General features: G+C 68.1%; 8 protein-coding genes and 3 pseudogenes. 7 read left to right on the forward strand and 4 right to left on the reverse strand.

The window, feature by feature from the left end; translation table 11 throughout:
- Positions 1 to 86: 86 nt before the first annotated feature.
- Entirely contained in the window at positions 87 to 380 is a 294-nt protein-coding gene (locus ACWFRU_RS41895; RefSeq protein WP_453694071.1) for an SPASM domain-containing protein, read from the reverse strand.
- A gap of 68 nt (positions 381 to 448) precedes the next feature.
- Between ACWFRU_RS41895 and ACWFRU_RS41900 the strand changes: the two are divergent.
- A pseudogene (locus ACWFRU_RS41900) lies at positions 449 to 936 on the forward strand (ATP-binding protein); the annotation flags it as partial.
- 16 nt (positions 937 to 952) lie between these two features.
- On the opposite strand, the gene ACWFRU_RS41905 reads toward ACWFRU_RS41900, so the two are convergent.
- Both ACWFRU_RS41905 and ACWFRU_RS41910 read right to left on the reverse strand, forming a co-directional pair.
- The gene (locus ACWFRU_RS41905) at positions 953 to 1,519 is read right to left on the reverse strand and encodes a hypothetical protein (protein ID WP_453694073.1); all 567 of its coding nucleotides are present in this window, start codon (positions 1,517 to 1,519) and stop codon (positions 953 to 955) included.
- A gap of 273 nt (positions 1,520 to 1,792) precedes the next feature.
- Positions 1,793 to 2,134: pseudogene (locus ACWFRU_RS41910) on the reverse strand (ISKra4 family transposase); the annotation flags it as partial.
- A gap of 278 nt (positions 2,135 to 2,412) precedes the next feature.
- Here ACWFRU_RS41910 and ACWFRU_RS41915 point away from each other — a divergent pair.
- Entirely contained in the window at positions 2,413 to 3,927 is a 1,515-nt protein-coding gene (locus ACWFRU_RS41915) for a glutamate synthase-related protein (protein WP_453694075.1), read from the forward strand.
- Between the two features lie 660 nt (positions 3,928 to 4,587).
- Here the strand turns inward: ACWFRU_RS41915 and ACWFRU_RS41920 are convergent.
- The gene (locus tag ACWFRU_RS41920; protein ID WP_453694077.1) at positions 4,588 to 6,273 is read right to left on the reverse strand and encodes an acetolactate synthase large subunit; all 1,686 of its coding nucleotides are present in this window, start codon (positions 6,271 to 6,273) and stop codon (positions 4,588 to 4,590) included.
- A gap of 275 nt (positions 6,274 to 6,548) precedes the next feature.
- Between ACWFRU_RS41920 and ACWFRU_RS41925 the strand changes: the two genes are divergently transcribed.
- The 5 genes and pseudogenes from ACWFRU_RS41925 to ACWFRU_RS41945 all read left to right on the forward strand — a co-directional run.
- Entirely contained in the window at positions 6,549 to 6,932 is a 384-nt protein-coding gene (locus tag ACWFRU_RS41925; protein WP_453694079.1) for a hypothetical protein, read from the forward strand.
- On the forward strand, positions 6,920 to 7,228 hold the full coding sequence (locus tag ACWFRU_RS41930; protein ID WP_453694081.1) for a preATP grasp domain-containing protein: 309 nt from the start codon (positions 6,920 to 6,922) through the stop codon (positions 7,226 to 7,228). The genes ACWFRU_RS41925 and ACWFRU_RS41930 overlap by 13 nt, the downstream gene beginning before the upstream one ends.
- A gap of 656 nt (positions 7,229 to 7,884) precedes the next feature.
- Positions 7,885 to 8,832: a hypothetical protein gene (locus ACWFRU_RS41935; protein WP_453694083.1), complete on the forward strand. Its 948-nt coding sequence runs from the start codon at positions 7,885 to 7,887 to the stop codon at positions 8,830 to 8,832.
- Between the two features lie 39 nt (positions 8,833 to 8,871).
- Positions 8,872 to 9,144: a hypothetical protein gene (locus ACWFRU_RS41940; protein WP_453694085.1), complete on the forward strand. Its 273-nt coding sequence runs from the start codon at positions 8,872 to 8,874 to the stop codon at positions 9,142 to 9,144.
- Positions 9,145 to 9,417: 273 nt separating this feature from the next.
- A pseudogene (locus tag ACWFRU_RS41945) lies at positions 9,418 to 10,089 on the forward strand (transposase); the annotation flags it as partial.
- Positions 10,090 to 10,182 lie beyond the last annotated feature (93 nt).

Below are 10,182 nucleotides of genomic sequence, written 5' to 3' on the forward strand. Positions count from 1 at the left end.
AACTGCGGCGGGTAGTTCTTCATGACCACGAGATGTCCGTTCTCAGATCCGCAGGATCCAGTGTCTCGTGTGTTCAAGATCCGGGGTCAAGGCCCGTCGTCATCGTCGTCGTCATCCCCGCCGTTACCGCCCCTGCGCACTGAGGAGCTGGTAAGGGCTTTTGCGGCGGCCATGCCGTCGCCGACGAGGATGTTGTGAAGCGATGCGTCGAAGACGTTTCCGGCACTCAACCACGTCGAGAAGACGCACGGCGACACTGTGCCGTCGGGCCCGACCGACGCGCGAGCGTCGCCGCAACGGCCGCAGAGTCTTGATGCGTTTGGTGCCGCAGCTCGTCCGAAGGGGCGAACCGTATCCGTCTTGATGCTCTCCACCCCCATGGCAGCCAGCTCAAGTCGTGCTTGTTGCACACGCTGGCCAGCGCCGCAGTCGATGATCCCGACCCGACCTCGCCACCTGCGAGTGGATCCGCAAGGGCGAGCCCTCTGCCTGATCGGCGACTCCGGCACCGGCAAGTCCCACCTGCTGATCGGCCTCGGCACCGCTGCCGCCATGGCCGGCTACCGGGTCCGAGACGCGCTGGCTGCCAAGCTCGTCACCGAGCTCGTGGAGGCCGCCGACGACTAACAGCTGACCAAGACCATCGCCCGCTACGGACGTGTCGATCTTTTGTGCATCGATGAGCTGGGCTACCTCGAACTCGACCGACGGGGCGCCGAGATGCTCTTCCAGGTTTTGACCGAGAGGGAGGAAAAGACCAGTGTGGCCATCGCCTCGAACGAATCGTTCGGAAATTGGACCAATACCTTCACCGACCCCCGGCTCTGCGCGGCCATCGTCGACCGCCTCACCTTCAACGGCGCGATCATCGAGACCGGCACCGAGTCGTACCGCCTCGCCCACACCAAGGACCAGCAGCAGCTCAAGGCGGTCTGAACCGGATCCGCCGACGTCAGCCGCTCGGCGCCTCGAACGTCTGCACCACAGTCCGGAAGGTTTCCCGACCGGGCTGAGCAGGGTTGATCAGCACCACGAAGTCCGGCAGGGCTCCGGGAACGGGCTGCCCCGCCTCGTCCTGACTGCCGGCTTCGGCCTGCCAGTCGATCAGGTGGACGACCACGGCATAGCGGCCCTCGGGCACAGGGTGTTCGATCACGTCATCCGAGGCGTCCCTGCTGACGTCCTCAATGCCACCCACCAGCGCGCGACCGCGGGAGACGAAGAGATAGGGCTGGGAAGCGACCAGCTGATGGGCCGTCTCCCGCTTGGTCAACCCGGCCGGCGCGATCGCAGTGCCCGACCGGACCAGAACACCGAACGTGCCGTCTCCGCCGACGTCGAGCGGGACCAGAGCACCCGCCTGGATGTGACGGACGATGTCCTCGTCCTCCAAAAGTTCGTCCTCCCAGGTGTCGTAATCGACGACGGCCTCGAAGCGCTGCGGATCCCACAAGACGAGCATTCCGGCATCTGTGGCCACCGTCGCCGGGACCTCGTCAAGGGGCTGCTGAGCGGTCACTCGCTCCTCCGGTCATCTCGCTGGCCACGCTCGAACCATCTGATTCTCCCAGCAAAGACAACGATGCATCTGGCGGGGCCGCGTCACGCCAACACCCCGGGCCACTTCAAGCCGCCACAATCAGCGGATCCGGCACATGCCGGGGCCGCTTCGGACCGCCCGACCGGGGCCGACTCAAACCGTCACGGCCAGCATTTGCTACACAGTCCGCCTCGTCGGCCGCAGCGATGTCCCTCCACGCGCTCGCGACCGTGTGTCCTGGGGTGGGTATGGGAGCCTGAACTTCTGCTGGTCGGGGCTGGGGTAGAGGCGTTGGTGGTCGCGGGCTGTGTGGAAGGTCCAATAGTCGTCGAAGTCGCCGTTGGTGATCAGTGCGCGGAGTCGGAGCACGGCTTCGACTCCGTCGAGTCCCCAGCGGGCGCCGGTGATGTCCAGGCGATCGGCGATCAAATGGCGGCAGGCGCCCTCGATGGCGCCGGTGGCGATGGGCCAGCCGGCTGCCAGTGCGGCGTAGTGGAGCTGGTCAAGATGGCCGGTGAGGTAGCGGACGCAGGTGGCGACGGCGTCTCGGCGAGCGGCGGGCAGATGTTCGGCTGTCGCCTGGGCGGTCATCTCCGCTCGGTCTGGGTCAGGGGCCCCCTGACGGCACTGTTGGGAGGTCGGCTTGGGCGAATCGGGGTTTGTCCGTGGTCGCCGGTAGGGGCGGCTGCCGACTGGCGGTCTGCTGGGATGCCGCCTTCAAGAAGGTCTCCGGGCTTCGGCCTCAGCCCCCTGCGCCCGCTTCCCCGACTACGCGGAAGAGGTGAGCCTTCGCCGCCCTGTCGTGGCATTTCGCCGGCGCGGGGTAGCCGGTCGTGGTGAGGTTCGGCCAGTCGAGGAGAGGAACGTCTTTCATGCGTGCTCGGAACATAGGCGCGTCAGCCGCCACGGCGTTGGCGCTGGTGGCCGCCCGCGACCTCGTGCAGAAGAAGCACGCACTGCTGAGGAACTTCCCCGTGCTGGGGCACGCCAGGTACGTGCTGGAGAAGATCGGCCCCGAGCTGCGGCAGTACATTGTGACGTCCAACGACGAGGAGCGGCCCTTCAGCCGTGACCAGCGCAGGTGGATCTACGCGTCGGCGAAGGAGGAGAACAACTCTTTCGGGTTCGGCACCGACAACGACGTCGAGCATGAGCAGGGTCACGCGTACGTGAAGCAGCGCACGTTCGCCGGTCGGCTGCCCGATCTGCGCGACGCGCAGGCGCCGTTGCCTGCGGCGAAGGTGCTCGGCGGGCCACGAGGCCGCGCGAAGGCGTTCCGCCCGGCGAGTGTCGTCAACATCTCGGCGATGAGCTTCGGCTCGCTGTCCGGCGCGGCCGTCACGGCACTCAACAAGGGTGCGGCGCTGGCCGGGACGATGCACAACACCGGCGAGGGCGGCCTGTCGCCGTACCACCTCAACGGTGGGGAACTCGTCTTCCAGATCGGTACGGCGTACTTCGGCTGCCGCGACGAGGACGGGACGTTCAACCTCGACAAGCTGAAGTCCGTGGTCGCGAGCGGGCCCGTCAGGGCGATCGAGATCAAGCTCTCGCAGGGTGCGAAGCCGGGGCTCGGCGGCCTGCTGCCGGGTGCGAAGGTGACCGACGAGATCGCCCGGATCCGCGGCATCCCCGCGGGCAGGGACTGCGCGTCGCCGTCGCGCCACACCGCGTTTAACGACGTCGACTCGATGCTTGACTTCGTGGAACTGCTCGCCGCGGAGACCGGATTGCCCGTCGGGATCAAGAGCGCCATAGGGGAAATGGGCTTCTGGGAGGAACTCGCCACCCTGATGGAGCGAGGTGATCGGGGGGTCGACTTCGTGACCGTCGACGGGGGCGAGGGCGGCACCGGGGCTGCTCCCCTGATCTTCGCCGACTCGGTGTCGCTGCCGTTTCGCATGGGCTTTGCCCGCGTCTACCGCGTGTTCGCCGAGCGCGGTCTGACCGACGACATCACCTTCATCGGCTCCGGCAAGCTCGGCCTGCCCGAGAACGCCGTCGTCGCGTTCGCCCTGGGCGCCGACATGGTCAACGTGGGCCGTGAGGCGATGCTGTCCATCGGCTGCATCCAGGCGCAGAAGTGCCACACCGGCGCATGCCCCACCGGCGTCGCCACCCAGAACCCGCGGCTGACGCGCGGCATCGACGCACCCTCCAAGGCTATCCGGGCCGCGGGCTACCTGCGCACCCTGCGCAGGGAGTTGCTGAGGGTCTCAGGCGCCGTCGGCGTCGCCCATCCCTCGCTCATCACCCCCACCGACATCGACATCCTCAACGGCGACTACGAGGCCCGCACCCTGGCGAGCGTCTACGGCTACCAGGACGGCTGGGGCTCGCTCGGCCCCGAGCTCGCCGATGAGATCACCGGGCTGCTCACCACCTGAGCACGTCCTTGCCCCCTCCTGAGGTATGCGAAAGATACGACTGCGGCCCGGTCAGTACGCGGCGTCAGGAGTGGGTGCGGTGCCCTTTGGGGCGGCTCGGTGCCGGGAGCCGCTCGTCGTGTGCGGTGGGGCGTGAGCGCCTTGGGGGTCTGTGTCGGCATCAGGCGCCGGCCACGGGGCGGGGGTGGTCTCTTCGCTTGGGGCCAGGCGCCTTGCGGCCTGCTTGGCCCGGCGGGTGCGTCCCGCACGGCTGGCGTTCTCGTCGTTGATGGCGTGCGGGCCGGCGCTGGGCCCGCTGATTGCCTGGCCGACCCCGGGGCCGCTTCTGTCTGGCTTGGACGAACCCCGTCAACGGGCCCGGGGTGGACGTGTTGACGTCACCCTGACCCCGCCAGTGCGGGGTGTGCCGCACCGCTACGTGCTGCCCGACATCGCGCACTGCCCGGCCCACGACGCTCCGATCTGCCCGCCGTGCTGCTCGGCGGACAGCCAGTTGCGGGGACGTACGGGTGCCGCACGAAGCCCACGGCCGGGCCCGTCCTGCTGCCGGTGCCCCAGCCGCCCGCCCTCCTGGGGCTTCTGGGGGCGTAACGCTGCGCGCCCGGGGTGTCAGCGGCCCGGGCAGCACAACCCGTACGGGGGCAGGGCCGCGGGGGCGGGTTACAGCGCCGAGTCGAGGTGCCCGAGGTGCTCGATGAGGTTCATGTTCCCGGCGTAATCCACCGGGCAGTTGATGATCGACACGCCCGGGTCCGCCAGTGCTTCACGCAGCGTCGGCAGCAGGTCCCCGGCGGAGGTGATGTGGTAGCCCTTGGCGCCGAAGCTGGAGGCGTAGGGGACGATGTCCGGGTTGGTGAAGTCGGTGTTGGAGTTCTCTTCGACTTCCAGGTCCATCTTCCACTTGATGAGCCCATAACCGTTGTCCTGCCAGATCAGCACGGTCAGCGGGATGTTCTCGCGGACCGCTGTCTCGATTTCCTGGGAGTGCATGAGGAACGAGCCGTCGCCGACCGCCGCCAGCACCTTGGCCTGCGGCCTGGCGAGCTGGACCGCGAGCGCGCCGGGCAGCGCGAAGCCCATGGTGGACAAGCCGTTGGAGATGAGGCAGGTGTTCGCCGCGTACGTCGGGTAGAGCCGGGCCATCCACATCTTCAGCGCGCCGGTGTCGACCAGCACGATGTCCTCGCGACCGAGCGCGGCGCGGGTGTCGGCGATGACGCGCTGCGGGGCCAGCGGGTAGCGCTCGTCCGCTGCGCCCTGCTCGAGTTCCCCTGCCAGCAGCGCGCGGGTGGCCGCGGTGTCCTTGTCGTCGATGCTCCACCGCAGGCCGTCGAGTTCGGTGGCAAGGGCGTTAAGGGAGGCGGAGATGTCGCCGATGATGCCGACATCCACCGAATAGCTGTCGTCGACCTCCGCCGGGAAGCGGTGGATGTGGACGATCTTCTTGTCACCGTCCGGGTTGATCCGGGACGGGTCGAACTCCTGCAGCTCGTAGCCGACGGCGATGACGACATCGGCCTCCTCGAACCCGAAGTTGGTGTAGTCGCGCCGCATGAAGCCGAACGTGCCGGTCGCGCACGGGTGGTCGTCGGGCAGGACACCCTTGCCGTGGAAGGTGGTCGCCGTCGACACGTCCAGCGCGGTGGCGAACGCCGTCAGCGACTTTTGGGCGCCGCCGCGCGCCGCGCCGTGTCCGGCGAGGATCACCGGCCGGCGGGCCTGGCGCAGCAGCTGAGCCGCCCGCTTGATCTGCTGCGGGGACGGCGCCTGGGGCTGCACGACGTCCCTGCGCAGCGGGCGCAGGTCCCCGCCGTCCGCCGCCTCGTCGACATCCTCGGGCACGGCCAGGTAGACGGCGCCGGGCCGCTCGGACTCCGCGGTCTTGAACGCGCGCCGCACCATCTCCGGGATGGCCCGGGTGGCCGGCACGCCCGCCGACCACTTCGTGACCGGCGCGAACATGCTCACCAGGTCCACGAACTGGTGGGACTCCTTGTAGTTGCGCTCCTTGCCCACCTGCGCGGTGATCGCGACGACGGGCGTGCTGTTCGTCATGGCGTCGGCGACGCCCAGCATCAGGTTGATCGCGCCGGGCCCCAGCGTCGCGGACATCACCCCCGCCGCACCGGTGAGCCGGCCGTGCATCTCCGCCATGAACGACGCGGCCTGCTCGTGCCGGACAAGGACGTAGCGGATCTTCTCCGAGCGGGCCAGGGCGTTGGTGAAACGGATGTTCTCCTCGCCGGGCACGCCGAACACCACCTCGACGCCCTCGTTCTCCAGGCAGCGCACCAGGAGCTCGGCCGCTCCGTCGGGGGTCTGCTTGCGGTGCTCGGCGTCGCTCACGCTGATCGTGTCCTCTCCCGGGTTTCGGCCGCGCCGACGGGCGGGCCGCTCAGCCGTCTACCCCGGCCGGCCGCCTGGACGCCTGGGGGCCGGGTCTTACGAGCCAGATCCTCGGATTCTTGATCGCCGCCCAGCGTTCCTCGTCGTCAGAGACCGCAGCCAGGGTCTGGTGGGTGCTGGACGCCATTCCAGAGCATCGGTGCTGCTCAGTCCACCGGCTGGCCACCCACCGATACAACTTCAGGGTGTTGTAGGAACGTCAATTCGACGGGCCTGTGCAGGGCACCACGCGCATCGCCGTGCGGGCCTGCCGGATCGGCGGCATCGACATCGAGGCGGGGCCTAAAAGCGTCGCCGCGGCGGCCAACCGCGACCCGGCCGCCTTCGAGTGGCCGGACGACCTGGTGCTCGACCGCTCCCCGAACCGTCACCTCGGCTACGGGTGGGGGCCGCACTCCTGCATCGGGACGACGGTCGCCCCGGCGGGCCTGGGCGCCCTGGTCGCGGCCCTGGCCGGGCACTTCGCCCGCCTGGAGGCCGCGGGCGACGGAGTGCGGCGGCGTACCGCGACCATGTGGGCCTTGGACTCGCTGCCCGCTGTTCTCCTTCCGCCGTTGACCCTTTCGCCCACCTCTTGGAGTCCGCCGTGCGCTTCCTGATCGGCAACCACATCGACCCCTCTATACGGGCGCGTGGCGACATGCGCGCCTGGACCCAGCGCCTGTTCTGGTTCGCCCGCCCCGGCGACCTTCTCGTCCTGTGCTGCGCGCCGGATGCGGAGTTCGCCGGCGTGCGGCGCGAGGACCTGACCGTGCTGGCCGTTCCGCCCGGCGTATGGGGAGAGAAGCTGCTCGATCCCGCCTGCCTGACGACGTGGGCGGACCCGAGCGACCTCCTGATGCGGCATTCTGCCTGGCGGCCTCTGCGCGAGGGTCGCTGGTCGCCGCAGTGGTGATGGCGTGTGGGTGCGCGAAGCGCAGGACCCTCCCCGCGCGGTTGCTGCCCGTCTGCAGCGACCGGCCTCGGCTCGGTGGGTGTTGCTGTTCACCGTTCGCGGATGTGCAGGGGAGAGAGGCCAGAAGGCCCCTCGGCCGCTGTTTGCTTCGCTGGGCTCCCAGGACCTGACGAAGCGCTTCTAGCCCAGCCGGGGGCTGTATCAACGTCGAGTCAAACTGCCACTCGACGTTGGCGGGCTAGCCGGTGCGGTACACCCGCCGACCCGCATCAGCGTGTCTCTTGCTCCCGCAGCGCACCACGTGGGTTGCGGTGCCGGTCCTCGGTGTCGAGATCACAGTCGAGACCGGTGCCAACTTGGCCCAGCTCGTCGGCATGTCGCTGCCCGCTCAAAGGCGCTGCAAGCCTGTTGCCCTCCGCGCAACCGGGTGCCGAGCTGCTCTGCGAGCGCGGGCAAGGCGCGCCGGTGCCGGTCGTATTCGGTCCGGTGCGGGAGACGCATCGCGGAACTCGGATGTGATCTTCGCTTACTTGGTTCCAGTGATCTAAATCCCTTCAATGACATGATCAATGAGGCTTATGTCCATGGAATGATCCTTCATGACCTACCGTCACCTGTCGATCGCAGTGACGGCTGAACATCCTATGGGGGACACGATGAAGCTTTCCGTTAACAAAGCATCGGCGCTGGCCGGTATAGCGGCGGTGGCCGCCTCCGCCATGCTTGCCACCACGGTTCCGGCGTTCGCCGGCACGGACCGGCCCGCGCCCACGACGGACGCCGCGGCGTCCATCGTGGAAAACGCCACTGGCACCACCAACCTGACCACCCCGCGTACAGGCGAGGGCAACCTGATCGCGGACGTGGCGGGAACGCGTGTGGAGATGCCCGCCACCAGCTCCGGCAAGATCGCCGTGACTGACCCTGAAGGGACTCGGGTGGCCATCGGCCTGCCGGGTTCGGCTGCCGCGTCGGCAAGCGCCACGGCCAACGGCACGGTGATGTACACCCAGCCCGACGGACCCGTCGACATTGCCGCCCAGGTCGGCCGGGACGGCAGCGCGAGTGCTCTGATCACGCTGAAGGACGCGTCGGCGTCCACCGAGTACCGCTTCCCGCTGGACCTGCCCAGTGGCGCCCACGCCGCGCTCCTGGAAGAAGGAGGCGTCGTGGTGGGCGACAGTGCCGGAGAGATAGTCGGTCTCTTCGACACCCCCTGGGCCAAGGACGCCAACGGCAAGCCGGTGCCCACCACCTACCGGCTTGAGGGGGACACCCTCATCCAGACCATCCAGACGGACAAGTCCACCGCCTACCCCGTCGTCGCCGACCCCAAGTGGTGGGACAAGACCAAGGAGATCGCAGGCGGCATGGTCAGCGACACCTGGAATTCCATGAAGTGCGGTGCCGCGCTCGCTGCGGCGTTCGCCCCAGGAAAGGCTGCCTTCAAGGTGATCAAGAACGCCGGTGGCGTCAAGAAGGTACTTGCCACCCTCGCCAGCGTGGACACCAAGAAGGGCGCCATGGCCGCACTCGGATCCGGCGGGTCGACGCTGTTCGGGATCAAGTCCATCAAGAAAGCCTGCTATGACGGCCTGAAGTAGACGTCCTGATTTCCTGATTTCTTCCCCTGAGGGATTGCTGTGAACACCCAGAACACTAACGCCGCGGGCCGACGGACCGTCCCCTGGCGCGGGGCGGCGATGCTCGCCTTCGGCTACGCCGTCTTCTACATGCCTCTGGCCTACTTCATCGACCACCCGATCAGCCTGCACTGGTTGCTATGGCCTGCTGTGGCAGTGGCCGGCCTGACATTTGCCGCCGACTGGAAGGGCATCGGCGACCGCCCCTGGTTCGTCAGGGCGATGTTCCTGCTCATCGTCGTGGTCGCGATCATCGGCGCCGTCCTGTCCTGACATCAGACCGTTTCCTGCGGCAACTCCGCTGCCGAGTGCGCTGGCTCGGAGGACGGACTCGGGGCAGCAGCAACTGTGGCGGGGCCGGGACGCCGCCCCGCCACTCTCGACGCCCGTATCACCACCGAACTCATCGGCTGAAACAGCGAGCGTTTTCAGCGTGGCCACTGATCGGGTGACGGGGCGATGTGTGATCAGGGTGCGCAACGGGCAGGGCTCCCGTGCCGTTGAGGGAGGTGTTCGACGTCTCAACTCAGCAGCACAGGAGCCCTGTTGGTTCCGTATCCTGCCGCACTCGACCTGCCTCATGCGCTGGTCGAGTGGGTCACGATGCTCATCGTCACCCGTGAGGGTGACCGGCGGTGCAAGCTGCCGCCGCACCGGCGTGCGCTGATCGCACTTGTGTATCTGCGCCGCCACGACACTCTCGCCCGTATCGCCGCAGGGTTCGGGATATCCGTCGGCACCGCACACGCCTACGTCACCGCGGTCACCGCCCTGCTCGCCGAGCAGGCGCCGGGCCTGCTGAAGACGCTGCGCGTACACGACCCGGATTTCGTCCTCCTGGACGGCACGCTCGCCGAGTGTGACCGCGTCGGCGACGGCAAGGCCGACTACTCCTCGAAACACAAGCGGCACGGGGTGAACGTGCAGGTCGTCACCGATCTCAGCGGAGAGATCCTCTGGCTGTCGCCTGCCCTGCCGGGCCGAACCCACGACCTGACAGCCGCCCGCACCCACAAGATCCTCCGGATCTGCGCGCGCCAAGGCGTCCCCGTCCTCGCCGACATGGCCTACATCGGCGCCGGCGACTGGGTCACCACTGCCAAGCGTCGCCCTCCAGGCGGCGAACTCACTCCGACCCAACGGACCAAGAATCGGACCCTGTCCGCAGCCCGTGCTCCCGTCGAACGAGGCATCGCACGGCTGAAGTCCTGGCAGATTGAACCGTTCCGGGTTTGATCGAGACTCTAGGTCGTGACTGTGACCTGGGGCTTCGTGGTTTCGCGGTAGTACGTGGTCTCGTATTCGGCAGGT

Source organism: Streptomyces sp. NPDC055099 (assembly GCF_053607685.1).

What these genes read in the sequence shown, in the direction of transcription:
- ACWFRU_RS41895 (WP_453694071.1), bottom strand. Translation starts at nt 380, where the DNA reads ATGGGGGTGGAGAGCATCAAGACGGATACGGTTCGCCCCTTCGGACGA.
- ACWFRU_RS41915 (WP_453694075.1), top strand. Translation starts at nt 2,413, where the DNA reads ATGCGTGCTCGGAACATAGGCGCGTCAGCCGCCACGGCGTTGGCGCTG.
- ACWFRU_RS41935 (WP_453694083.1), top strand. Translation starts at nt 7,885, where the DNA reads ATGAAGCTTTCCGTTAACAAAGCATCGGCGCTGGCCGGTATAGCGGCG.